Annotated in this window: 21 protein-coding genes; 5 read left to right on the plus strand and 16 right to left on the minus strand. The window is 54.3% G+C overall.

Going from position 1 to position 23,293, the window contains the following annotated elements:
- Positions 1 to 25 precede the first annotated feature (25 nt).
- From MOY_RS08600 to MOY_RS08650, 11 genes are all read right to left on the minus strand, one after another.
- A complete protein-coding gene (locus tag MOY_RS08600; RefSeq protein ID WP_009098701.1) occupies positions 26 to 1,081 on the minus strand; it encodes a c-type cytochrome in 1,056 nt (351 codons plus the stop codon).
- Positions 1,078 to 1,764, minus strand: a complete 687-nt coding sequence (locus MOY_RS08605; protein ID WP_009098702.1) for a c-type cytochrome — start codon at positions 1,762 to 1,764, stop codon at positions 1,078 to 1,080. The genes MOY_RS08600 and MOY_RS08605 overlap by 4 nt, the downstream gene beginning before the upstream one ends.
- 36 nt (positions 1,765 to 1,800) lie before the next feature.
- Positions 1,801 to 3,141, minus strand: coding sequence for an ATP-binding protein (locus MOY_RS08610; protein ID WP_009098703.1), 1,341 nt, complete (start codon positions 3,139 to 3,141; stop codon positions 1,801 to 1,803).
- Positions 3,138 to 3,839 carry a response regulator gene (locus MOY_RS08615; RefSeq protein ID WP_009098705.1) on the minus strand — a complete coding sequence of 234 codons (702 nt, stop codon included), beginning with the start codon at positions 3,837 to 3,839 and terminating at the stop codon, positions 3,138 to 3,140. The genes MOY_RS08610 and MOY_RS08615 overlap by 4 nt, the downstream gene beginning before the upstream one ends.
- Before the next feature lie 227 nt (positions 3,840 to 4,066).
- The gene (locus MOY_RS08620) at positions 4,067 to 4,495 is read right to left on the minus strand and encodes a DUF6691 family protein (protein WP_009098707.1); all 429 of its coding nucleotides are present in this window, start codon (positions 4,493 to 4,495) and stop codon (positions 4,067 to 4,069) included.
- Positions 4,492 to 4,953 (minus strand): YeeE/YedE family protein, encoded by a 462-nt coding sequence (locus tag MOY_RS08625; RefSeq protein WP_009098709.1) that lies wholly within the window; start codon positions 4,951 to 4,953, stop codon positions 4,492 to 4,494. Before MOY_RS08625 ends, MOY_RS08620 begins: the two co-directional genes overlap by 4 nt.
- Positions 4,954 to 5,018: 65 nt before the next feature.
- On the minus strand, positions 5,019 to 5,210 hold the full coding sequence (locus MOY_RS08630; protein ID WP_009098711.1) for a YgaP family membrane protein: 192 nt from the start codon (positions 5,208 to 5,210) through the stop codon (positions 5,019 to 5,021).
- Positions 5,211 to 5,240: 30 nt separating this feature from the next.
- Positions 5,241 to 6,107, minus strand: coding sequence for an MBL fold metallo-hydrolase (locus tag MOY_RS08635; RefSeq protein ID WP_009098712.1), 867 nt, complete (start codon positions 6,105 to 6,107; stop codon positions 5,241 to 5,243).
- Between the two features lie 220 nt (positions 6,108 to 6,327).
- A complete protein-coding gene (locus MOY_RS08640; protein WP_009098713.1) occupies positions 6,328 to 7,548 on the minus strand; it encodes a glycosyl transferase in 1,221 nt (406 codons plus the stop codon).
- Positions 7,549 to 7,597: 49 nt separating this feature from the next.
- Positions 7,598 to 8,542, minus strand: coding sequence for an HAD-IIB family hydrolase (locus MOY_RS08645; RefSeq protein ID WP_009098714.1), 945 nt, complete (start codon positions 8,540 to 8,542; stop codon positions 7,598 to 7,600).
- A 508-nt stretch (positions 8,543 to 9,050) separates the two neighbouring features.
- Positions 9,051 to 10,064: an OmpA family protein gene (locus MOY_RS08650; RefSeq protein ID WP_009098716.1), complete on the minus strand. Its 1,014-nt coding sequence runs from the start codon at positions 10,062 to 10,064 to the stop codon at positions 9,051 to 9,053.
- A 103-nt stretch (positions 10,065 to 10,167) separates the two neighbouring features.
- Between MOY_RS08650 and MOY_RS08655 the strand changes: the two genes are divergently transcribed.
- Both MOY_RS08655 and MOY_RS08660 read left to right on the plus strand, forming a co-directional pair.
- A complete protein-coding gene (locus MOY_RS08655) occupies positions 10,168 to 10,905 on the plus strand; it encodes a hypothetical protein (RefSeq protein ID WP_009098719.1) in 738 nt (245 codons plus the stop codon).
- Positions 10,906 to 11,050: 145 nt separating this feature from the next.
- Positions 11,051 to 11,566 (plus strand): FlgO family outer membrane protein, encoded by a 516-nt coding sequence (locus MOY_RS08660; RefSeq protein ID WP_035540475.1) that lies wholly within the window; start codon positions 11,051 to 11,053, stop codon positions 11,564 to 11,566.
- Between the two features lie 129 nt (positions 11,567 to 11,695).
- On the opposite strand, the gene glyA is transcribed toward MOY_RS08660, so the two are convergent.
- The 3 genes from glyA to MOY_RS08675 all read right to left on the minus strand — a co-directional run bounded on the left by glyA (position 11,696) and on the right by MOY_RS08675 (position 16,513).
- A complete protein-coding gene (gene glyA / locus MOY_RS08665) occupies positions 11,696 to 12,961 on the minus strand; it encodes a serine hydroxymethyltransferase (RefSeq protein ID WP_009098723.1) in 1,266 nt (421 codons plus the stop codon).
- A gap of 182 nt (positions 12,962 to 13,143) precedes the next feature.
- Positions 13,144 to 15,708, minus strand: a complete 2,565-nt coding sequence (locus tag MOY_RS08670; RefSeq protein ID WP_009098725.1) for an ABC transporter permease — start codon at positions 15,706 to 15,708, stop codon at positions 13,144 to 13,146.
- Positions 15,701 to 16,513, minus strand: a complete 813-nt coding sequence (locus MOY_RS08675) for an ABC transporter ATP-binding protein (RefSeq protein WP_009098727.1) — start codon at positions 16,511 to 16,513, stop codon at positions 15,701 to 15,703. Before MOY_RS08675 ends, MOY_RS08670 begins: the two co-directional genes overlap by 8 nt.
- On the opposite strand from MOY_RS08675, the gene MOY_RS08680 reads away from it, so the two are divergent.
- From MOY_RS08680 to MOY_RS08690, 3 genes are all read left to right on the plus strand, one after another.
- Positions 16,512 to 17,363: an arylesterase gene (locus MOY_RS08680; RefSeq protein WP_009098729.1), complete on the plus strand. Its 852-nt coding sequence runs from the start codon at positions 16,512 to 16,514 to the stop codon at positions 17,361 to 17,363. The two genes, MOY_RS08675 and MOY_RS08680, sit on opposite strands and share 2 nt — an antisense overlap.
- Positions 17,364 to 17,468: 105 nt before the next feature.
- Positions 17,469 to 18,182 (plus strand): transglutaminase-like cysteine peptidase, encoded by a 714-nt coding sequence (locus tag MOY_RS08685; RefSeq protein ID WP_009098731.1) that lies wholly within the window; start codon positions 17,469 to 17,471, stop codon positions 18,180 to 18,182.
- Between the two features lie 14 nt (positions 18,183 to 18,196).
- Positions 18,197 to 20,113: a bifunctional diguanylate cyclase/phosphodiesterase gene (locus tag MOY_RS08690; RefSeq protein ID WP_009098732.1), complete on the plus strand. Its 1,917-nt coding sequence runs from the start codon at positions 18,197 to 18,199 to the stop codon at positions 20,111 to 20,113.
- Between the two features lie 60 nt (positions 20,114 to 20,173).
- On the opposite strand, the gene MOY_RS08695 is transcribed toward MOY_RS08690, so the two are convergent.
- The gene (locus MOY_RS08695; RefSeq protein ID WP_009098734.1) at positions 20,174 to 20,497 is read right to left on the minus strand and encodes a hypothetical protein; all 324 of its coding nucleotides are present in this window, start codon (positions 20,495 to 20,497) and stop codon (positions 20,174 to 20,176) included.
- Positions 20,498 to 20,599: 102 nt separating this feature from the next.
- On the minus strand, positions 20,600 to 23,293 hold a 2,694-nt coding region (locus MOY_RS08700), incomplete at its 5' end, for an Ig-like domain-containing protein (protein ID WP_009098736.1).

The raw sequence follows: 23,293 nt of genomic DNA on the forward strand, positions 1-23,293 counted from the left end.
TAGGATTATCACTGTGCTTGACGGTTTACTCCTCAGAAAGCTGCTCAAAGCGAGGCATACCTACATTCCAAGGGATAATGTTGCCTTTCTCACCCATATTCGCGTGATCGCCCAGTACATGGCCGTCGTGCTCGCGGGTTTGCCCATAGAGCGAGCGATTATGGAAGGTGGGGCCAAAGCGCTCTAATGTTTCGGCCACATCGCCCGTATAGCGCGGGTCTTGGGGCCGCTCTTGGCTGCTCATGTAGTACGCGATGTCCCATGCGTCTTGCTCATTAAGCGAGCGAGGCTGCCCAAGCGGCATATTGTTGTAGATAAAGCCTGCGGCCGTATCGACCCGCACCAAGCCTGCGCCCCAGTTGTTCGAGCCATCGCCCCACGGCGCGGGGAATACGTACTCACCGTTCTCATAATGCCCCGAACCATCGTCGCGGTGGCAAATGGCACACTGCTCCTGATAGGCCGCTTCGCCCCGGGCGTAATTGGGCTCCTGTTCCGGCTCATCCGGCGCAGGGAAACCGCGCCCATAAATTGGCTGGCTGGGGTACATGGGCGCCCCTTTCGCTAACCACTGGTGGTAAGCACTTAGGGCCAGCATCTCATCACTACCGTATTCAGGCGGTGTGCCATTCATCGAGTAAGCAAAGCAGCCTGCAATACGCTCTTCAAGGTTGTTGACGTGCTGATTTTTACCTCGAAAATCCGGCAAGGTGATGGCTGCGGCCCACACGGGGGCACTAAATGGCTGGCGACCCTCACCTAAGTGGCAGCTAGAGCAGTTCATGTCGTTATAAACATACTCATCACGCAGCTGCTGGGTATCGGTAAATAGCTCGTAGCCGTAGCGAATGACTTTTTTCAGCTCGGGGTGAATATCTGCCGCGTCAAGGTCTTCCATGGTAGGCGGCACATGCACAAGCTCCCCTTCTTGAGGGGCTGGAAAGCCAAGCTCAACCAAACCTTGGTAAGGCGCTTCATCTGCCTGGGTGGCACCACTATCAGCAAAGGCGTTAATGACTAACCCTGTCGCTAACGAACTACCGACTAGCGCTAACACGAGACGCTTTTTATGAAACATCATTGCGCTGCCTCCCCTGCTGAATTAACCGGTTGCTCACTGACCGTTTGCGTGGCGTACCATGCGGATACGGCCTGGATATCCTCCTCGCTCATGCGCTTGGCAATGGCGCCCATTAAGTTTTGCGGGTCGTTGCTGCGCTCATCATTTTTCCAAGCAAGCAGCTGACTACTGAGGTAACCCGCATGCTGGCTGGTAATAGCTGGAAAATCACTTCCTGCGCCATTTCCCCCTGGGCCATGGCAACTTTTACACGACACGATATACGCATCCCAATCGCCGCGCTCGGCCAATTGCTGGCCACGGGCTAGCACCGCTTCGCTAGCGCTCTCGCCACCCTGGGCAGGCGTAATGGGCATTTGGCTGTAGTAAGCCGCCACATCGGCAATCTGCTCGTCACTGAGCATACTGGCAAACGGCATCATCGAGGCGTTTTGTCGGCGCCCCTCTTTAAAATCGTGCAGCTGCTTGACGATATAGCCCGCATCTAATCCTGCCAAACGTGGCCAGGACTCACCGCCGGGAATATTCATGCCACCACCATTTGCCTGGTGGCATGCGGTACAGGTTGCCGCTGCGGCCTGGCCACGCTGCGCATCGCCCTCTTGTACCTCGGCAAACGCAGCCCCTGCTGCTAGGCAAGCGCTGATCAGCACACTCACCTTGCCCCACTGTTTTTTATTCATGTCTCCCCCGATCGCTTGGTCGTTATCACTCTTTTATTAAGGGTCTCGCCTTCCATCTTTCTGCGTGTTTAGCGTTACCGTAGGCACCGTTAAGTGCGCGCTAAAACCGCCTGCTTCAGCATTTTCAAACGCCACACTGCCGCCAAAGCGCTCAGCAATGGCTTCCACAATGGCAAGCCCTAAGCCACTTCCCTGCTGCTTGCTGGCTCGCCAAAAACGCTGGGTGAGCTGCTTCAGCGTTGCCTCATCTACCCCGGGGCCTTGGTCATGCACACTGAAGGTCGCTTGGCCATCCACGCACTGCACACCCAAGGAGACCGCAGCGCCACGTGGGCCGTGATGCAGCGAGTTATCCAGCAAGTTTCGCAGCGCTGTGATCGCAAGTTCTCTGGGCATAGCAAGGCATACATTGGGAAGCGTCTCTGGCGACAGGCACTGCCCCGGCGCCGCCACGCTGTCGGCTATCGCATACTCAACAATTTCTGCCACCTGACTCGGCTCGCCATCGTCAAAGCGCATTCGTCCTTCCACCCGGGCCAATGTGAGTAACTGATCTAGGGTATGTGCTAGCCGCACAACTCCTGCTTCGGCATGGTGCAGCGACGCTTCAGCCGCGGCCCCTTGGGCACGCTGGGCGACTTGCAGGTGAGTTTTAATCGCCGTTAGCGGGGTACGCAGTTCATGGGCGGCGTCGTTCGTGAAGCGCTGCTCACGAACGAGCGTGTGCTGCACGCGGATCAGCAACCCATTGAGGGTCTCAATAAGCGGTTTGATCTCTTTAGGCACGCCATAAGTAGACACTGGCGCTAACGCTTCAGGATGGCGGCTAGCCAATGCCGCTCGCAGACGCGCTAAAGGCAACAATCCACGCCATACCCCCACCCACAGGGCGATAAAGCTGCCGATCAGCGCGACAATAAAAGGCACCACGGCCACGCGAACGACATCGCTAAGCAACTTATCGCGCTCATCCATACGGTCGGCGGTGGTGATCACCAAATCACCACGCTCATAGGTAAACACGCGCCAGGTGGTATCGCCCTCTTGGCGGTAGGTGTGCCCCCTAGCACCCGGGGAGAGTACCGCTTCAAGGTTGGCATGGGTGCGAGCAATGATGTTGCCTTGTGGCGAATGAACCTGACAGGCCAAGCCTTCAATCGGGGGAATTGAGAGCGCCGCTGTTGCGCTCTGGGCCCATACCTCTTCGGGTAGCTGAAGCACTAGCCCAGCGACCATGCGCGCCGACTGGGCTAAGCGCTGATCAAGGGTTTCTACAAACTTTTTTTCTAGGTCATTTAGTAACCACGCCGCTGCCACACCCCATAACACCACCAGGGTTAAGCCTAGCGTTAGCAGTAGGCGGGCACGCAAGCTCATTGCTGACCTTTGTAGGGTGTGCCAGGCAAATGCACTGCTTCGGGCTTACCAAGCCGGTACCCTAGGCCACGTACCGTCTCGATCACCCCGCTGCCGAGCTTGCGGCGAAGATGGTGGATATGCACATTTAGCGCATTACTCTCTACTTCGTCATTTAAGCCGTACAGGCTATCCTTCAACTGATCCGCCGACAGCACGCTGCGCGGCGCGTGTAAAAACGCTTCCAATAGCACCAGCTCGCGCCGTGACAACGCCACTAAGTGCCCAGCAACGTTTACCTCTCGTGACGCTGGGTCTAAGGTCAGCGCCCCATGCACCGTAAGCCCCTGGCTACGGCCCGACACGCGACGCAGCAGCGCATGTAAGCGCGCTACCAGCTCATCAAGATCAAACGGCTTTATCAGATAGTCGTCAGCACCGCATTGAAGCCCATCCACTCGGTCACGAACCGCGTCTCGGGCGGTTAGCATCAGTACCGGCGTGGCGATTCCTTGCTCACGCCATGACTGAAGTAGTTGTAAGCCATCCCCATCAGGCAACCCGCGGTCGAGTATCACCACATCGCTCGCCACTGACTGCATGGCTTGCCGCGCAGCCTTAATTGAGGAGACGTGATCGACGACAAAATCGTACATCATCAAGCCTGAGCGAATCCCCGAGGCCACCAGCGGGTCATCTTCAATGAGTAAGACGTGCATAGCGGTTTCCTTCTATAGTCTGTCCAGCATGGCAAACGCGCATTAACCTAGCGTTAAGCATCCAAGCAATGTCCATCGTCCAATTAGCTCCCTCTCTCCATCTCGCCTCTCTCCATCTCGCCTCTATCAATCTCTCCCTATCAACAAAAACACCCCTGCTGATCTCAGCAAGGGTGATAGTCGTCATCAAGCAAGCGGGGTAAGCTGGGGTAAGTTAAAGCAGTGCGCTAAACTCGTTTAGCCAAGAACCATCCCACCACCATCGCCACTAACATGGCTAACAGCGGTAACGATAAGCCACCAACAGAGGCAATAGCCGGACCAGGGCAGTAGCCAGAAAGCCCCCAACCAATACCAAATAGCGCCGCGCCGCCTAACAGCTTAGCGTCTAAATCCTGCTTACTAGGTAGCTGGAAGCCGCTACCAAACAGCGGAGTTCCTCGGGCATAAACAAGCCGATAGCCGATGAAAGTCGTGACTACCGCACCGCCTAACACAAACATTAGGGTAGGGTCCCAGGCGCCCGCGATGTCCAAAAAGCCCAATACCCGTGCTGGGTCGGTCATTCCCGAAACCGCCAGCCCAAGACCAAACAGCAGGCCTGCCAGATAGCCAGCCGCTGTTTTAAGCGTGTTTGAATGACTAAGACGGCTCATGCACTGCCTCCTAACACGTGGCGTACCACGTACACGGTCACAATAGCGGCGACTAGAAACATTGCCGTCGCCGCCATCGAGCGCGGCGCCAAGCGCGCTAAACCGCATACGCCGTGCCCGCTGGTACAGCCGCTGCCAATGCCGGTTCCTAGCCCTACTAACAGCCCAGCCAGCAGCATTAACAGTATACCGCCCGCTGGCTCGCCAATGACCGCACCGGGGGCATCCGCCACATTGCCCAACCCACCGCCTAATGCCATCACGACTAACGGGCCACTTACCACCCCCGCCAGAAATGCTAGCCGCCAGGCGCTATCCCCCTTGGGGCGCTGAGTAATTAACGTGCCAACAATGCCGCTAATGCCAGCAATGCGCCCAAGTGACCCCATTAGCCACACAGCAGAGAGCCCGATCAATACGCCCCCCACCAATCCTTGCAGACTCGCTATCCAGTCCACGGTGTGCTCCTGAAAAGTGCTTGTAACGTTGTTTACTCAACTAGCGTACGAGGCTAGTGATCGTTTTAACGCTTGGTTTTACACGTTGAAATACCCAGCAGCGGGTAAAGCGGGCAAAAGTTAAAAAGGCCGGTTGCCAAAGGCACAATCCCTACCCACCCCCAGGCACCTATTGTTCCGGTCAACGCCAACCCAATCAGCACCGCCCCCACCACAATGCGCGCTACTTTATCGATACCACCTACGTTAGTTTTCATACGGTGCTCCTTAATTTAGATAAAAATCGGCTAAAAACGATTAATCGGTACTTTTAGATACACTTGTCCATTATCTTCAGCGGGAGGCATCTCCCCGGCCCGCATATTGACCTGCACCGACGGTATAATTAGCTTTGGCATGCCCAGCGTGGCGTCGCGCTCGGAGCGCATTTTCACAAACTCATCTTCGCTAATACCTTCGTGCACGTGGACGTTAGCGGTGCGCTGCTCCGCCACGCTGGTTTCATGTTGGTAAGTCTCACGCCCTGGGGCTTTATAGTCGTGACACAAAAACAGCCGCGTTTGCTCTGGTAGGGCCAGCACTTTTTGTATTGAACGGTATAACGTGCGGGCATCTCCACCAGGAAAGTCACACCGCGCGGTGCCGTAATCCGGCATAAAAAGCGTATCGCCCACAAAGGCAGCATCGCCGACGACATACGTTAGACAAGCAGGCGTATGCCCAGGGGTGTGCACTACACGCCCTTGCAGTTTACCAATCGTAAAAGTGTCATCTTCATTGAACAGCGCATCAAACTGGCTGCCATCCCGAGCAAATTCGGTTCCCGCATTAAACGCCTTACCAAAAATTTCCTGTACGTCGACGATATGGGCGCCAATACCGGTTTTGCCGCCTAGCTGCTGATGTAAATAAGGCGCCGCGGAAAGATGGTCTGCATGTACGTGGGTTTCCAGAATCCATTCCACGGTTAAGTCGTTATCACGAATAAAGCTAATAATTGCATTAGCGGAGCGCACATCCGTTTGCCCAGCGGCATAATCAAAATCCAGTACTGAATCGACAATAGCGCAGGCATGGCTATCGGGGTCTTGCACCACGTAGCTAAACGTATTGGTGGGCTCATCGAAAAAAGGGGTGACGATTGGGCGTTGCATACAGTGCCTCCACTAGGTGGCTTTTAGCGTTACTATGCACCCACTATAAACCATATATGGTTATATGTTTATACCCTTATGGAATTTAAAGCCATTTATTAAAGAGATTATTAAACCGATACAGCATTCAACCAAGCCAGTATTGGCAGCATTTAAGGCACGAGACAAAGACAAGCATAAAAAAACCCTGCCAGGAGCAGGGTTCAAAAAAGCGATTGGGCTACACCTTTCCTTGGTTATCTAGCTCCACCGCGTCATGCATGCGGGCCAGCAAATCGGGCACAGCGGCTTGAACTCGGTTCCAGCTGGGGATAAACGGACGCTCGCGTGGGTTATCCAAAAACAGGTTACCTGCTTCTAAAAGGTTGCTGGCAAACAGCTCTACTGCCTGCTCTTCGCAATGGCGGTCCAAGCTGAGCCCGTTCATGGTGGCATCGTGGTCGTAAGCTTCAATAAGGTCTAAGGCATAGCGGTAATAGGTCGCTTTTAGCGTACGGAAATCCTCGCTGCTAAAGCTCACGCCTTGGGTAGCGAGCTTGCGATACAGCGCCTTGGCAATATCCAGGCTCATACGATTCAGGCCACCATTAGGGTCGTCTTCACTCACTGGCTGGTGCTTGTGATCATAGGCATCGGCAATATCGACCTGGCACAGCTGCCTTGGCGCGTAGTTGCGCTGTAACTCGGAAAGCACACCAATTTCCAGCCCCCAATCTGCCGGTATACGTATGCCTTCCAGTACCTCACTGCGCATCGCAAACTCACCGGAAAGCGGATAACGAAAGCTATCCAAATAATCCAAGTAGGGAAGTGGCCCACACACCGTTTTAAGGGCGCGTATGAGCGGCGTTACCATCAGCCGTGACACACGTCCGTTCAACTTCCCCTCCGCAATGCGGGGGTAATAGCCTTTACAAAAACTATAGTTGAACCGGGGATGAGCCACGGGGTACATAAGGCGGGCCAATAACCCACGCTCGTAGGTGAGAATATCGCAGTCATGTAAACCGACCACCGATGAACGCCCAGACGAGAGAATATAGCCTGCGCAGTACCATACATTGCGCCCTTTACCCGGCTCCAGCGCACCTAGCCCATGGCTTTCCAACTCGGCATCCAGCGCCTTTAACCGAGGGCCGTCGTTCCATAAAATACGAGTATGCTGGGGTAAGCGAGAAAAAAACTCTCGGGCATATAAAAATTGGTCGCGATCAGCGCGATCCAGACCAATCACCACTTCATTGAGATAGGGCACTTTAACTAATTCATCGACAATGGCAGAAAGCGCTGGTCCCTCCAGCTCTGAAAACAGCGAGGGTAAGATCAACCCCATGGGGCGCCGCTTGGCAAATTGGCAAAGCTCTTGCTCAAGTGCGTCAACTGAACGGCGCGTTAAGTTGTGAAAATCGGTAATCACGCCATTTTGATGGAAATCACTCATGCAGTATGTCTCCTTGGCTCACTAGCCATACGCGTTGACATAGATATGCTCACATAACGGCAGCATGACAGGTTGGCGCCGCCGCTAAACGGCGGTCGTCTCGCCCCCACCAATGGGCTACCCCCTCAGCCCAACCTAATGGCCCGGTTGCCTCGGTACGGTATAAAGCAGCACTGCGTGGCGTTATCTCCAGCCCATGACACCCCTTGATGACAACTGCTTGGTCCACTGCTTCCAGCATGGTGATATCGTTAGGGCCATCGCCTAACCCCAATGAAATAGGCGGGCTTCCCCTAAGGGCGCTAAAGCGCTTAATTAGCCACTCTACGGCACTGCCTTTATCCGAGGCGCGCCCCATAACGTGCCAAAAACGCCCTCCTTGGGTCAGCTCAAGGCCATCCCCTGCTAGCGCAAGGCGAAACGCCTCAAGCGCTTTTTCATCATCGTGCCAAATGAGCGGCTCGCTCCCCTCTCGCTGCCGAGCAGCCTTTGCACGTGCCTCATCTAATCCGGTGAGCTCCATAATTTGCGGGGTGTTCAGCTCTCCCATGCGGGTAAACCGAAGTCCAAGTCGTTCGCGCCATATTTTTAGCCGAGCACGAATAAACCCCACATCAACCCCTGTGTGTTTAACAACAACCCCATCCCGGGCACTGCCTGGACGGTCTAAACGGGCATGGCACCAACCGGGCGGCAAACCAATCACGGCGCCGTTTTCGGCAACAAAAGGTGTCGCGGTGAGGCCAAGTGATTCGCGAAGCGGGATCAGCTCAGCCCGGGTTTTACTGGTCACAGGAATAACCGGCACGCCAAGTTTTTTTAAGCGCGCGAGCCAGGGGGCTGCGGGGGCAAAATCGTAGGTATGGTGATCAAGCAACGAACCATCAAGATCCGTCACCACCAAGCGCGGCTGCAAAGCAGGATCAATCGCGTTTGCTGCCACTTGTTGGGGCAATGCCTTCGATATTGGAAGAGCGTTGGCATGTTCAGACATAGCATCACCTATTGACCATCTTAAAAGCGTTTGTACACTTTTGTATTAAGACCTTACTCAACACGTCGTCTTCATACACAGATAAGCAAACAAGCAGGTTATATGCCAAAGAAAAATAGACTAACGATAACAAAGAGATATGAACATAAATGACGCGTGATTATTTTTAGCACCAAAAAAGAGCAAAGGATACGCACCCAAAAAGTGCAAAAAAATCAGTGAAGCAGAGCGCTGACCAGGGGCGCCCTGGACTGAACGAGTCATCCATTACGAGCACAGGGCTAAAATATTTGCACAAACCCTTGGAAAATCCCCTCAAATAGCTATACTGACATTGTACTCACTGGCAGTCTTGTACACCCCCTCACCTGATGCCAGTGAGCTGCAGTGAGCCAAGCCCTTTAATGCCCGCCTCCCCCGGCGGGCTTTTTTTTGCGATGTTGGTTTTCTCAATCGCGACTTCTGCAAACATCACTGTTGTACACGGCTTGCAACGACTCAATCTCAGTTACTCAACGTGAATAACCACCTCAACGCGCCGATTGCGCGCTCGCCCCTCCTCAGTGCTGTTATCTTCTAGTGGTCGAGTAGCCGCCAGCCCTACGGCGCGCAAACGCTGCGGTTCTACGCCTGCCGCTTCAAGTGCTTCAACAATGGCAATAGCGCGTGCGCTGGAGAGTGCCCAGTTGGATGAAAACTCGGGGGTGTTAATCGACTGACTATCTGAGTGCCCTTCTACCCACACCTCGCCCTCGTAGCGCTGAATTGTTTCCATCAAACTACTGACAAGCGAAGAGCCACCCTCTGAAAGGTCAGCCGCCGCTGATGGGAACAGCAACTGATCCTGCACGCGCAGGCTAATGCCTTCGGCAACCCGTGATACCTCAACCCCCTCAAGGTTGGGTAGGTAAGGTGATGCTTCAACACGCTCTAGCAGCGTTTCATCCAGCGCCAAAGTGCTATCGACAGCTTCATCCTCCACCTCTTGCACATTGACAGGTGGACGGTCAGTCAGCAGCACCATGTAGTCAGCCAGCGGCGACACCAACTGACGTTCACTGGTCGGCAGCAGCGGTCGTGGCAGCACTACATCGAAAGTGAGCGCTTCAGGGGTAGATGGTTCCTCCTCCACCCGTGCCAATAACGGCGGGACGCTTACGATTGGACGGCGCTGGGGTAACCCAGCCACACCTAACGCGGCACTTATAGCCATCTGGCTTAGCTCACCGGGGATAGTGGGAGGCAAAAAATACCCCTCACGCTGCTTACGCACGCTGGCAAGCTCTATAGGCAAAGGGATGTCGAGCGTGGACAAGACATTATAACGGGTCTCTGGCTCTGCTTCTTGGGGCTTCCACGTTGGGCTTGTGACCCCGGCGGCGGCAATAATAATCACAAAAAGCGCCACTAAGAGCGTCATAATATCGATATAGCTAATCATCCACCCGCTATTGCTCTCATCATCTGAATAAGCAGTCAGCAGCGAATCATGACGCGGCCCAGCGCGGTGATCTTCAAGCATGGGAGCAATTACTCATTCAAGTTTTTAACCTCATGGCCGATATAAGCTAAGCGTGGCAAACTAGTCTATCAAAAGCCGTTTTGTAGCGAGAAGGAACTATCAGGTGCGTATTCGTTTTATTTCATCCTCTAACGTTCGTTTTTTACGCCCTGTTAGCCTCGGGCTCGCAAGCCTAATGCTAAGTGGTTGCTTTTATGCCAATACCTCACAGGCACCGGTTGCAACGACGTACCCTTACACAGAACAGCAGCGGATGCAGGCTGCCCAGCACTGGGAAGTACTGGCCAAGCATGAGGCTGCCGGTATCTTACGCAGTGAACGCGTACGCTTTAGGGATTTGCATATTCCGGCAGAAGAGCATGCCTACCTCAGCGCCTACAGCGGTGGCGAATTTGAACGCGGCTTCCGCACCCTGCTAACCAGTGAACTGGTTTCTAGGGGAGGCAGCGTCACTACCCAGCCTCGCTCAGGCGGCGCAACGGTTCAGATCGATGTAGAAGTCGTTGAACACCGGGATCGCGGTTACATACGTCCGCCCTTTGGCACTTACACAGCCCTTGCCAGCGGCATTGCGGTCGCCACTATTCCACTCCGCAACTGGAGTGAACCTGCTCTGGCATTAATTCCTGCCGCCATGCTGGCCGACACAACAACCGGTAGCTGGACGCATACGGGTAATGAGGAAATCATCGTCACCACGCAAATAATTGAGGACGATCGAATTCTTTACTCATCTTCCAACATTTATTACATAAATGGGGGAGATCGTCGCCACTATGCCCCGCATCGCGTGCCCCAAGCACCTACTACGCCCACTGTTTCCATCACTGACACCTGGTAACGCTATGTCTTCTAGTAACGCTATGTCTTCTAGTAACACTATGTCTTCTAGCAACACCGTGTTTTCTAGTAACGCTACATTTTTATCTTTTACTGTTTACTGTCGCTCTTTAGTGCGTAAAACCTGCTTTTTACCCCTGGTGTTAATGGCGCTGACGCTGGCAGGATGCGGCACCTTTGGCAATACAAACACCCAACCGGCGGAGCCTGAGCCCGACCTTTCCGAGCTAGCCCACGCGGCGGCCAGTCAAATGGTAGCAAACAACCCAGATATAACACGTTATAGCCCGATGATAGCGGCTACGTTTGTCAGCATCGACAATCTTAGCCAATCCTCAACGTTTGGCCGTATTAGCTCTGAGCTTATGGCCTCTGCCTTAGCACGGGAAGGCATGCAGGTACGCGAAGTAAAAATGCGCGACAGCATGTTCATCGAAGAGAGCGTAGGCGAGCTAATTTTATCCCGCCAAGTACAGCGGTTAAGCGCCCAGCACGATGCACGCTCTATCTTGATGGGCACCTATGCCCAAGGGCAAGACTACCTTTACGTCAGTGCTCGGGTAGTTAGGACGGGTGATGCCATGGTGCTGGGTAGCGCCGACTTCAGAGTACGCCTCAATAACAACACACGAAGCTTGTTAGAAGGCCAAGGCGGCTGGTAATCAGCGAGCAGTTATGTAACGGATACTGATGTAAACTTGGGTGTCATAAACTAAAAAAAGCGCTAGCCCATTAGGCTAGCGCTTTTCTTTAAAGGCCACCAGGCACAACCACCTGATAGACGACCTACGTTATTTATAAACCGGGTAGCGACCACAGACGGCAGCGACTTTATCCAGCACCTGGGCTTCTACGCCGCTAGTGTCTTCACCTTTCGCCAATACATCCAGAATGTCGCAGATCCAGCCAGCCAGTTGGGTACATTCGTCTTCACCGAAACCACGGGTAGTGACAGCGGGCGTGCCGATACGCAGGCCAGAGGTTACGAACGGGCTTTGCGGGTCGTTAGGAACGGCATTCTTATTCACCGTGATGTGGGCACGGCCTAAGGCGGCGTCCGCATCTTTACCGGTCACACCCTGCTTGATGAGCGAGAGCAGGAAAAGGTGGTCTTCGGTGCCACCGGATACGATGTCGTAACCCCGGTCGATGAACACCTTAGCCATTGCCTGGGCATTTTTAACGACCTGCTGCTGGTAGGTTTTGAAACCTGGCTCCATGGCTTCTTTGAAGCAGATCGCTTTAGCCGCAATCACGTGCATCAAGGGGCCACCCTGGCCACCGGGGAATACCGCTGACTGGAGCTTTTTCTCGATGTCAGCGTTGTTTTCCGCCGACAGAATCACACCGCTGCGGGGGCCGCGCAGGGTTTTGTGGGTTGTCGAGGTGACCACGTGCGCATGGGGCAGCGGGCTTGGGTAAACACCCGCCGCGACCAAGCCAGAGACGTGGGCCATATCGACCAGTAAGTAAGCGCCTACTTCGTCGGCAATTTCGCGGAATTTGGCCCAATCGACAATTTGTGAATAAGCTGAGAAACCGGCGATGATCATTTTCGGCTTGTGCTCACGGGCAAGCGCAGCCACTTGGTCATAGTCGATCAGACCTTGCTCATTCAGGCCATACTGAATCGCGTTGTAGTGCTTACCAGAGAAGTTAGGCTTGGCACCGTGGGTCAGGTGACCACCCGCATCAAGGCTCATGCCCAAAATGGTGTCACCCGGCGTTACCAGCGCTTGGAACACCGCGCTGTTTGCCTGGGAACCAGAGTGGGGCTGGACGTTAACGTAGGTCGCACCAAACAACTCTTTGGCGTAGTCGATGGCGAGGTTTTCGGCGATATCGACGAATTCACAGCCGCCATAGTAGCGCTTGCCGGGGTAGCCTTCGGCGTATTTGTTGGTCAGCTGGCTACCCTGGGCTTCCAGTACGCGGGGGCTAGCGTAGTTTTCAGAAGCAATCAGTTCGATATGGGCTTCTTGGCGTGCAACTTCTTTTTGCATCGCATCAAAAAGCGCGTCATCGAATCCGGCAATTGTCATGTCGCGGCTGAACATCGGCGAGAACCTCGTAACGAAACGATCATCATGGGAGAAGCGAGGGCGTTATCATAACGCAGCCTGACGCGACTTTCATCGCATCCGCGTCAGGTGTTGCATGAGTATGTTTCATGTTGCTGGCACCCTTCAAAGGCTGACCAAGTGGACAGCCACGCTATTCGGGTAAGCGTCCATCCTCGCTATGCCTCACCCAACAGCCCAAGGCTGGCGGCTGGGGCTTGGCGCCTTAAACTATAAGAAAGCGCATGGCCGATAATACCAATCAGCAGCGCGCCCCCTAGCGGCAATATAAACCAAAGCCCCAAGTGCAGGCGTGGCGTTAACTCCAGCCAGTAAAGGTACAGCGCGGCGGTGGCTAGCTCCGCTAGTGCTGCTCCCATCAAACCACTGGCAAACCCAAGTAGCGCATACTCTGCGCCTTGCACGCGGGAAATCATCTTGGTGCCTGCCCCAAATACGCGCAGTAAGCCGCTTTCATGGGCACGTACCGGTCTACTTGCCGTCAGAGCTGCGTAGAGCACGCTAATGCCTGCTAGCAGCACCAAGGCTAATACCAGTTCTACTGCCCGAGTAACCTGCGTTAGTACTTCGCGCACCTGGCCTAAAATGGCATCTACATTGAGTAGCGAAACGCCCGGAAAATCGCTTACCAACTGGCGAACTAACCCTTGCTCTGCATCGGGCAGGTGAAACGCGGTGATATAACTATGCCCAAACGACTCCAGCACACCCGGCGGGAAAATAATGAAGAAGTTGGGCGTAAAGCTATCCCAATTGAGGCTACGTAAGCTTTCGATACGGGTCGCAATGGTATCGCCCCCCACCGAGAACGTTAGCTCATCGCCAATACCCAACCCTAACCGCTGAGCGAGCCCGTCCTCCATGGAGATAGGTGTAATGTCACCGCTCTCAGTGGGGGTTGCGTCTACCTCACCCATAAAGCCTTGGGGCTCAGCCTCCGGTGTAAACCACTGCCCGGCGACGACTTGGTTACCTTGGGGCACTTCAGCTTGCCAAGTGAGGTTTAGCTCGCGGCGCAGAGAGTTATCTCCCCTGGCATCTGGCGGTACAGCGTCTCGTGGCAATTGCCCATTAATGCCGGTAATACGCCCGCGCACCATCGGGTAAAGTGTGCTCTGGGTGTCTACTCGTGGCGCAACGGCTTGTTCAAAGGCGTCGCGCTCGCCGGGCTGTATGTTGATAGCAAAGTAGTTGGGGGTGTCATCAGGCAACTGGTCTTGCCAGGTAGTCAGCAGATCGCCGCGCACCAACACAATCATCGCCATGGCGAAGAACGTCACCGAAAAGGCCAACAGCTGCCCTAATCCCGCCTGCTTGCGTCGCGCTAACTGCCGCCCTCCCAAACGAAACGCCTGTGACCATACACGCTTCCCTGACAGCCGCTGCACGACTTTTAGCAAGCCATTGAGTAGCAGTGAACTCAATAACCACAGCACGCCCAACAGCGCAGCGCCGCCAATCAGCAGCGCAATCGCCAACGGCAAACTGCCCGAGTAGAGCCATAGCAGGCCGCCAAACACCAGGCTGGCCGCCCCAACCACCACCCATGCAGACGGTGGTAAAGGGTCCAGCTCGCGACGCAGTACTTTCAGTGCGCTCACTTGCTTAATGCGCAGTAGCGTTGGCCCAGCAAAACCCACTAACACGGCTAAGGCAGTAAAAATCCCCAGCCAAAGCGGCATGATGCCGGGGGGCGGCAGCGTCATGGGTAAAAAGCTGGTGAGCAACCAGAGAAGCACCGCCTGCCCCACCAGCCCAAGCAGCGCGCCTACCACCGATGCTGCCAGCGCTAAACCCAGCAGCTGTAGGGAAAAAATCGTCACCAGTTGGTACTGGCTGGCACCAAAACAGCGCAATAGTGCAGCCGTATCCAGGTGGCGCTCCACATAGCGGCGGGTGGACATAGCGACGGCCACCCCCGCCAGCAGCACAGCGGCTAACCCGGCAAGCCCCAGGTAGCTTTCGGCACGCTCTAGGGCATTACCTAACTGAGGACGGTCTACCCGCACGTCACGCACATCCACACCGTCTCTTCTTAGCTCAGCCAGTAGCGGCTGCACTTGGTCTAACGCTGCAGGCGGCCCTGCTGCCAACAAACTAAACTCAATACGCGAGCCTGGCTGTACCAAGCCGGTGGCCTCGAGGTCGGCAGTATTGAGCATTAAGCGAGGGTTGAAGTTGCCAAAGCCACCCGATTGGTCGGCTTCGCGCTCAATAATACCGCTGATGGTAAGTTCGGTTTGCCCCACCTGCACACGGTCGCCCAGCTCAAGTTCAATCAGCTGGATAAGCCTTGGGTCTGCCCATGCCTCCCCCGCCGCTGGGCCAGAGGCGATTTGTTCCGTGCCACTGCCAAGATCAACATGGGATTCGCCATAATGCGGGTAAACATCATCGACCGCTTTCAGGCTAGCGGGCTGAAAACGCTCGCCTCGACTAATCATTGAGACCAGTTCGACTTGATCGCTCAACTCAAGTCCTGCCTGTTCTAAGGTACTGCGCAGCGCATCAGAAAACGGCTCGCGCTGTTCCAACACCAAATCGCCGCCCAGCATCTGGCCCGCCTGACGCTCCAAACCACGCTCCAGTCTGTCGAGAAAAAAAGCAATCATGGTGGAAGCCGCAACCGCGAGCATAAGTGCAATAAACAGCGCCCGCACGTCGGATGCTCGCAGGTCACGCTTTAAACTGCGGGCGGCCAGGCGCCAGTTAATATCACTCATTACTACCCCCATTGATAGATACCGGCTCAAAGGGTTCTAGCTTGCCATTTGCAAGGCGCAGGCAACGGTCGCAGCGGCGGGCAAGGGCGTGGTCATGGGTCACCAGCATCAGCGTGGTGCCCGCCTCGCGGTTAAGCGTGAATAGGAGGTCAATAATTTGTGCGCCGGTGTCAGGATCTAGGTTGCCGGTGGGCTCATCGGCAAATACCAGCTCTGGGTCGGTCACGAAGGCGCGAGCAATCGCCACCCGCTGCTGCTCGCCGCCGGAGAGCTGTTTGGGTAGGTGGCCTGTGCGCTCCCCCAGCCCCACCCGCTCAAGCCAGTGAGAAGCAGTACCATCGCCACCTGCTCGCGGAGATAGCTCTAGGGGCAATAGCACGTTTTCAAGCGCGCTCAAGGTGGGCAGCAGTTGGAAATTTTGAAACACAAACCCTACCCGCCCCGCACGTAGCGCTGCCCTGCCATCTTCATCCAAACGGCTCAAAGGCTGCCCAAACAGGGTTAATTCACCATCACTGGGGGTGTCTAAGCCTGCTAAAAGCCCTAAAAGAGTCGACTTACCGGCACCACTTTTACCTAGAATGGCCACGCTCTCCCCTGCGGCAACGCTTAAAGAGAGGTCGTGTAAGATATGTAATGAGCGCTCACCGCTGGTTACCTGTTTTGAGAGCTTTTCAGCCAGCAGCACAGGCGTCCCCATCCCGACATTAGGAACCTTATGGGCAGACGTAGTGTCGGTGGATGATTGGTTTGCAGGCGCGTCATCGGCTGGCAACGTAGACATTGGGTCAGAGGAGTAAGGCATGAAGCGTGGCATCCCTGTAGCGTGGCATAAACTGGATTGGCAGAAACTATTTCGTCAAAAGCTATTTCGTCAGAACCTATTTCGTCAAAAACTAAGTTTTCAAAAAACGGGTTTTCAAAAACCAGGCTTTCAAAAACCAAGCTTTCAAAAACCAAGTCATCTAAAACTGTGTTATCTAAAGCCCTATCATCAAAAACTGAATCGTATGGTAACCGGAGGGGTGCTGGCACTGGTAGTCACCTTCGGTACTTCATCGATCAACGCAGACCAAGGCCCTACTCTGTTAGTCATGGGTGACAGCTTAAGTGCCGCTTACGGCATTGAGCAGGAAGAGGGCTGGGTAACATTGCTGGAAGAGCGCCTTGCAGGCCAAGCAACGGTGGTCAATGCCAGCATTAGTGGCGAAACCACTTCCGGCGGGGCGCAGCGTTTTACCGACATTATCGGACAGCGGCAGCCTGATATCGTTCTGCTAGAGCTAGGGGGTAACGATGGACTACGCGGTTTAGACCCTAATCAAATGCGTGCCAACCTTGCCCGCATGATTGAACAAAGCCAGGAAGTAGACGCTGACGTATTACTGCTGGGCATTGATATCCCACCTAACTATGGCCAAGCCTACCGGGACGCTTTCACCGGTGTATTCCACTCCCTAGCGGATGAATACGATATTTCACTGGTGCCTTTCTTACTGGAAGGCATTGCCCTGAATAGGCAACTGATGCAAAGTGATGGTATCCACCCCACCGCTGAGGCACAGCCGATTATTCTAGATAACGTATGGCCAGCGCTTGAGCCCTTGCTTTCCGAACACACCCAAAAAGGGGCAGTACAAGCCAACGCTGAGTAGAGTCCATAAGGGAGATTTCATACTTTCAATTAATACTTTCTACTTGGCAGATATAGCGCTCAGGTGTCGTAGCTTGTAGTCTTAATGAATATTTGACGAACGCTAATGGCGCCTATGCCTGACTCTGCTCGCCCCACGCTTTGCTCCCTTTCCCGTCGGCAGTTTTTAGCCACTGCCGGCGCGCTTATGTTGGGCGCCGGGGTGGGGATATTTCCGACGCCTGCGACTGCTTTTAACCCACAGCGCTTGCGTCAAACTATGCAGCAGCAGTATGGGCAGCGCGGCCTTGTCGTATTAGAGGCATGGTTTGACTTGCTAGAGCGTCTACGTGGGCAGGAACTACAGACGCAGCTGCGTGAGGTCAATGACTTTTTCAACCGACAAGTACGCTGGGTTGACGATATCCATAATTGGGGCCAGGAAGACTTTTGGGCCACACCGCTGGAAACCATGGGGCAGGGTCAAGGCGACTGCGAAGACTACTCTATCGCCAAATATATTACCCTTAAGCAGCTTGGCGTCCCAGGTGAACGCCTGAGGATGATTTATGTGCGTGCGCGTATTGGCCGTAGCCAAATTACCCAAGCCCACATGGTGCTTGGCTACTACACAACGCCAAACGCCGAGCCGTTGGTACTCGACAACCTTGTACCCTCCATTAGCCCCGCCTCACAGCGCACCGACCTTGACCCCGTATTTAGCTTTAACAGCGAAGGATTATGGGCAGGCGGCTCATCAGAGTCACGTGCCGACCCCTTAGCCCGGTTATCGCGCTGGCGCAGCGTGGTGGAACGCATGCAATCACAAGGCTTCATTTAAAAGGATAAGGCACCATGTCACTGATTAAACAGCTTTGGCTGGCCATTATTGCGCTTCTTCTACTCTCGTTTGTCGGCAGTCTTGCGATCAGCATTGCCTCAAGCCGTGACTATATTGAGCAAGAAGTCCGCATTAAAAACGAAGACAACGCCACTGCGCTTGCGCTTTCGATGAGCCAGCTTGACAAAGACATCGTGATTCTTGAGCTACTCATTGCTGCACAATTTGATACCGGCTACTACCGCTCAATTGTATTAAAAGACACCGATGGCGAGGTGCTGGTTGAACGCACCGCTGGCGAGTATCGCGGCGATGTACCTGCCTGGTTCCGTAACCTCATTCAATTTGACGTCCCTACAGGACGAGCCACCGTGCAGGATGGCTGGCGGCAGTTCGGCACCTTAGAACTTGAAAGCCAGCATAGCTTTGCTTATGCCTCTTTATGGCGCAGCATGTTGGAATTAGCAGGCTGGTTCTTACTGGCCGGGGCGATTAGTTTAGCCATTGCCACCGTACTGGTACGCGGTATCAAGCACCCGTTAACCCGTGTAGTTGCCCAGGCAAAAGATATCAGTGCCCGCCGCTTTACCACCATTAAAGAGCCCCGCACCTTAGAGCTGAAAGAAGTCGCTCAAGCGATGAATGTGCTTTCGGCCAACGTTCATCAAATGCTCAGCCAAGAGAGCCATAAGCTGGATGAGTTGCGTCGCGATCTTCAGCATGACAGAGTCACTGGCGCACTCAATCGTGATGTGTTCATGGGTAGGCTGGCATCACTGTTGAGTAGTGATGAGGCTCGCGCAACGGGCCTAATGGTCATGGTAAGGGTTCAAGCCTTGGAGCAGCTAAATGAACAGCTAGGCCACCAGACAACGGATAGCTTACTGCGAGAGCTGGTCATACAACTTTCCAAGCTTGACGATGCCTCAGAAGAGGCCCTGGTAGGCCGCCTTAACGGCAGCGACTTCATGCTGTTGCTGCCACTGGAAGAAGATACCCGTGCATTAGCGCCACGTGTTCGCCAAGCGCTTGATCAGGCACTTGAATCAGTGGGCCTGCTCTCCTCTCATACAACACTGCATCTGCCAGCGGCGATTGCTGCCTATGCACCCCACGATGATCGCGGCGCGCTTCTCGCCACGTTAGACGATGCCCTGGCAGAGGCTGAAAGCAGCAGTGCACACCGAGGTGTGGTTGTTCGTGAAGGTAAGCAAGGCTCACTGTTTAATACGCATGCCGAGTGGCGAACAGCTCTTAATACCGCTATTCACCAAGGGCCACAACTGGCCTACTTCCCTGTCACTGATGCACAAAACAACGTGCTCCACTATGAGTGCCCCGCCCGCTTAGAGCTTGCAAATGCATGGCAAACAGCCGGTGTGTTTATTCCCTGGATATCACGCTTCGACCTAGAGCCAGCACTTGATATTGCCGTCGTTAAAAAAGCCTTGGAACAGCTCACGATTGATCCTACGCAAAAATTAGGGATTAACCTTTCGCTTGCCTCCATTACCAACGGGCAGTTTGTCATTGAGCTAAGAGCCCTGTTAGAGAAGCAACCGCAGCTCGCCAAACAGCTCTGCTTTGAAGTGCCCGCAGTATTGAACGCGCACGCTATCGGCAGCTTACGGGGTTTATGTACGGCGCTAAGGCCGCTGGGCTGTCAGTTCGGTATCGAGCACGTAGGCGCTGAATTTACAAAGCTTGCCGATCTTCACGACGTGGGGCTTGCCTACCTTAAAGTGGACAGCAGCTTGATTCGCGGCATTCATACCTCTAGCGAGCAGCAAACCATTGTGCGTGGCATGGCAACGCTATGCCATTCGCTGGGTATTCAGGTAATTGCAGAAGGGGTAACAGAGCAAGCAGAGATGGAAAGCCTATTTCGTGCTGGCCTGGATGGCGCAACCGGCCCCGGCATCAGCCTCTAACTACTTATATAAGCGATGCGATGGCATACACCACAGCAGCGCGTCTTACGACGCGCTTATTTAAATCAGCTCGTCCCCATCACCTAATAAATTGACATCGTTTTTAGAACGCAGCGACTTTCGCTCCAGAATCTTACTCTGAGCGGCAGCAGGCAAATCGGTAAAGCTCAGCACGCCTTTCTCTAGCAACACTTCCAGCATATCTTCCACTACCCGCACAAACGCGAGATCTGACGCGATCATTTGCGCCGACTGCCCGGTTTGCTGAGCCAAAAAGGCAAACACCTCCGGCGAATCCGCCGCGATGGTGTCATCACACTCAGGCGATGGCTCTTTGCTGAGCATCACAATCTCCCCTTCGGCATTGCGTTTGATATAAAGCATGGTGGCTTCCTCTGTCAGTAAACACGCTGACATTTTGATAATAGTAATAAACGGTATGATGCAACAAGGCCGCCCGTGGGCGGCCTTGAAGTCAGTGCAAATTTATTGGTCGATTTTCAGTTGATTGTTATCCAGCATATGCTGAATTACATCCTGTGAAGAACTCGCGTCGCCGAAGTCAGCGAAACTCTTACCTTCCAAGCGAATCACTTGATCTGCATTATTCTTATCGCTGCCCAAATTACCCTCGGAGTTGAGATAGAGCACAGTGTCGTCGCCTTCCTGCTCAGCGACGATGTAATCAGCTAGCGAGTCTTCAGTCTCATAATCCAACAACTGACGAATATCCAGAACATTGTTGCCATTACCAAAATCTCTAACCACATCAATGGCAGCGTCTTCTGGCGTTCCTTGGTCTCCTGCTTCCCAAAGGAAGATGTCGTCACCATCACCACCGACTAGGATGTCGTTGCCGGCACCGCCAATTAGGGTATCGTTGCCCGCACCGCCAATGAGAATATCGTCACCGGCACCACCATCCAGGGTATTACTTCCCCCATCAGTGCGCACCGTGTCGATCAACGACTCCCAGTTCTCTCGAACATAGTCAAGAATCTGCTCATCTTCGGGCGTAACACCATTATTCACCTCCCACTTGAGGTATTCTCGCAACCCTTGGTAGCCCAGGCCATCATGACCACCTGCAGCGAAGAAGACACCGGTGTCACCATTGGTCCACTCGAGATGGTCGGTATTGATGGTATCGCCAAAGATAATATCGTTGCCATCACCACCGCTCAGGATGTCATCGCCTAGAGCCTCAAGCTCATCGAACTCTGAGCTGCCCTCTAGCGCAGAGGCCAGATCTTCTGCGGTATTCACGATATCAACATCACCCGCCTGGTCCGTCACGGTGCCGCCCAACCAGTTGTAGTTTCCTGCGTTTTGACCCGTTGGAGTCCTGACGTTTAGCCAGCCCCAATCTGTAAATCCTGCAACAAACACGGACTCTTGCCCGACAGACTCTCCTGTTGTAGTAAAGAACTGAAGGTAGTCCTGATTAACATCAGACCCAATAGCAATAGCTTCAACTTGGCTCAGCTCTGCCAATGGTTTGAAAGCATTGACAGAGTTTTGCAACACACTGTAACTAGTCGCATTGCCAGGCCCCGTGACATTACCGTTACCTGTACGATAATCCAAAGAAGGATCACCATCCGTTAGGAAGTAGGTGAGATTTTCAAACTCGCCAGATGCCTGCTGCCCATTCTGAGTATTAAACCAGGCCACGGACTGCTCAAAGGCGGCCTGATAGTTCGTACCACCACCAGCCGAAAGTGCATCAATTGCTGAAATCAATTGGTTGACATTGCTCGCATCAAGCCCCTGGACCGTCACCGCAGTTGAGGCATGGGTAGAGAACGGAACCAACTGCACATTGATTGTTCCTTCATGATCCTTCAATTGGTTAGCCAAGTTAACCAGTGACTGCTTGGTCAACTCCATCAGATCCAGGCCGGGGGTTCCCGAGCCATTGCTCATACTCCCCGACACATCAACGATCAGCGAGATATTGTAGTTGGCTGCAGGGTCAACAATTGTCACCTTGCCACCCCGGTCTCCAATCAGCACATCATCGCCGCCGCCACCTACGATCTCGTTATCATCATTATTGCCTACTTTCAACGATGCCGGTGGCTGAACTTCATAAGCCCGGTCCGCATCTGCTTCGTAGGTATTACCGAAGTCATCTACACCGTCGACCTTGGCGATAATATTACCGGAATTCAGGCCCGCGACTTTATCTGCCGGCACAACCACGGACCAGGAGCTGCCATCACTATCAACGGTGGTGGTATAGATCTCGCCTCCAATGGTGACTTCGATAGCGTCACCAGCCTTGGCATCACCTTCAACAGAACCGGAGATCGACTGCCCTTCTTGGGCCTCGTCATTACTCAGGAAATCATCGCCACCAAAGACCGGGTCAATCGTAATGGTAGCTTCTGGTGCTACGTTTTCGACGCGTTTTTCATCCTCGGCCTCGGCTTTATTGCCCGCAGGATCGGTGACAGTGGCGCTAACACTAACGTTAGTCGCACCTTCGCTCACAGCGACCCAAACAGTGACACCGTTATTAATGTCATTCTGATCCAGCCCCACTGTGGTCAGCGTGTTGCCACCCGAATCTTTAACAACCAACGTATCACCAACCTCAGTACCCTCTTGGAAAGTAATTAAGGCTTCCACGCTACCTGGCTCGCCAGCAGCAATTTCCTCGATGTTGTAGATATCATCTTCGCCAGCACCTAGGAGTGCCACGCTGACTGCTGGAGGTGTGGCGTCCAGCGCCGCTTTGTCGGTGGCGGTGGCTTCGTTGCCGGCCAGGTCTTCTACCGTGGCGGTCACGGTCAGCTCACCGTCGGTGAGGTCGCTCAGGTCGGCGGTGGTTTCATAGGTGCCGTCGGCGCCCACGGTGGCCGTGGCGGTCACGGTGGTGGTGCCGTCGGTGATCTCGAGGCTGACGATCTGGCCTTGTTCCACGCCCTCGGTGCTGCCGCTGATCGGCGCGTCGGCAACGTTGTCGCCGTTGACGTCGGCCAGGCTCACGATGATCTCGGCGGTGGTGTCGAGGATCGCGATGTCGTCAACGCTGCCTTGGTTACCGGCTTCGTCGGTCACCGTCATGGTCACGGTCAGCTCGCCGTCGGCCAGGCTGCTCAGGTCTTGGCCCGCCACCGTGACGTCGTTGCCGTCCACGGTGATGTCCGCGGCGTCAACGGTGATGCTGCCACC

It is taken from the genome of Halomonas sp. GFAJ-1 (assembly GCF_000236625.2).
Lineage (GTDB): Bacteria > Pseudomonadota > Gammaproteobacteria > Pseudomonadales > Halomonadaceae > Vreelandella.

Bases quoted from the DNA above. Each gene is read 5' to 3' on its own strand.
- MOY_RS08685 (WP_009098731.1), top strand. From the start codon at position 17,469: ATGGCGCCTATGCCTGACTCTGCTCGCCCCACGCTTTGCTCCCTTTCC.
- MOY_RS08605 (WP_009098702.1), bottom strand. From the start codon at position 1,764: ATGAATAAAAAACAGTGGGGCAAGGTGAGTGTGCTGATCAGCGCTTGC.
- MOY_RS08615 (WP_009098705.1), bottom strand. From the start codon at position 3,839: ATGCACGTCTTACTCATTGAAGATGACCCGCTGGTGGCCTCGGGGATT.
- MOY_RS08670 (WP_009098725.1), bottom strand. From the start codon at position 15,708: ATGAGTGATATTAACTGGCGCCTGGCCGCCCGCAGTTTAAAGCGTGAC.
- MOY_RS08620 (WP_009098707.1), bottom strand. From the start codon at position 4,495: ATGAGCCGTCTTAGTCATTCAAACACGCTTAAAACAGCGGCTGGCTAT.
- MOY_RS08635 (WP_009098712.1), bottom strand. From the start codon at position 6,107: ATGCAACGCCCAATCGTCACCCCTTTTTTCGATGAGCCCACCAATACG.
- MOY_RS08645 (WP_009098714.1), bottom strand. From the start codon at position 8,542: ATGTCTGAACATGCCAACGCTCTTCCAATATCGAAGGCATTGCCCCAA.
- glyA (WP_009098723.1), bottom strand. From the start codon at position 12,961: ATGTTCAGCCGCGACATGACAATTGCCGGATTCGATGACGCGCTTTTT.
- MOY_RS08675 (WP_009098727.1), bottom strand. From the start codon at position 16,513: ATGCCTTACTCCTCTGACCCAATGTCTACGTTGCCAGCCGATGACGCG.
- MOY_RS08610 (WP_009098703.1), bottom strand. From the start codon at position 3,141: ATGAGCTTGCGTGCCCGCCTACTGCTAACGCTAGGCTTAACCCTGGTG.
- MOY_RS08640 (WP_009098713.1), bottom strand. From the start codon at position 7,548: ATGAGTGATTTCCATCAAAATGGCGTGATTACCGATTTTCACAACTTA.
- MOY_RS08695 (WP_009098734.1), bottom strand. From the start codon at position 20,497: ATGCTTTATATCAAACGCAATGCCGAAGGGGAGATTGTGATGCTCAGC.
- MOY_RS08680 (WP_009098729.1), top strand. From the start codon at position 16,512: ATGAAGCGTGGCATCCCTGTAGCGTGGCATAAACTGGATTGGCAGAAA.
- MOY_RS08660 (WP_035540475.1), top strand. From the start codon at position 11,051: ATGGCGCTGACGCTGGCAGGATGCGGCACCTTTGGCAATACAAACACC.
- MOY_RS08650 (WP_009098716.1), bottom strand. From the start codon at position 10,064: ATGCTTGAAGATCACCGCGCTGGGCCGCGTCATGATTCGCTGCTGACT.
- MOY_RS08630 (WP_009098711.1), bottom strand. From the start codon at position 5,210: ATGAAAACTAACGTAGGTGGTATCGATAAAGTAGCGCGCATTGTGGTG.
- MOY_RS08690 (WP_009098732.1), top strand. From the start codon at position 18,197: ATGTCACTGATTAAACAGCTTTGGCTGGCCATTATTGCGCTTCTTCTA.
- MOY_RS08600 (WP_009098701.1), bottom strand. From the start codon at position 1,081: ATGATGTTTCATAAAAAGCGTCTCGTGTTAGCGCTAGTCGGTAGTTCG.